Raw genomic sequence first — 527 nt, 5'->3', positions numbered from 1 at the left:
GGCCACAAAGATGCTCGCGTCCACTATGCAAATCTCAAACAACAAACAGCGACCTCCCGCACCCGCCACCAGCACCCGCTCCACAGCCCCGCACGGAAAAACCACACGAACCACGAAACAAACCGGTCTGACAGACGATCGGCCCCGCATGAGGGTCAAACAGACAGCAAGCCCGCCTCAGCGGGCCCGCTCTGATGTCCGTTTCCTCAGGACCCAACAGTGTGTTCAACCAGGACGACCCCCGATCCCATGCGCTCCCACTCCCCTAGCCGAAGCAGGGGCGGTACTAGCAGGTTCCGGCCGATCAGGCCCGGTTGAGTAGCCAGTGCTCCACTAATGAGCGTGTCACGCAGGAAACAGGCGTCCCTGACCGTGACGTGGACTCCACCTTCGACCACCAGGGCCGAGGAGGTAGAGCCGGTGCTCCTTAGAAAGGAGGTGATCCAGCCGCACCTTCCGGTACGGCTACCTTGTTACGACTTCGTCCCAATCGCCAGCCCCACCTTCGACCGCTCCCCCCAGACAAG

The 527-nt window shown here is 61.9% G+C and carries 1 rRNA gene; it reads right to left on the bottom strand.

The features are described from left to right. Nucleotides 1-431: 431 nt before the first annotated feature. A 16S ribosomal RNA gene (locus tag ACLQ2R_RS39525) occupies nucleotides 432-527 on the bottom strand; the annotation flags it as partial.

The organism is Streptosporangium sp. DT93 (assembly GCF_049844535.1).
In the GTDB taxonomy this organism is placed as follows: Bacteria; Actinomycetota; Actinomycetes; order Streptosporangiales; family Streptosporangiaceae; genus Streptosporangium.
The sequence above is the reverse complement of the archived record's forward strand: the minus strand, read 5'-3'. Positions and strand labels throughout refer to the sequence as shown.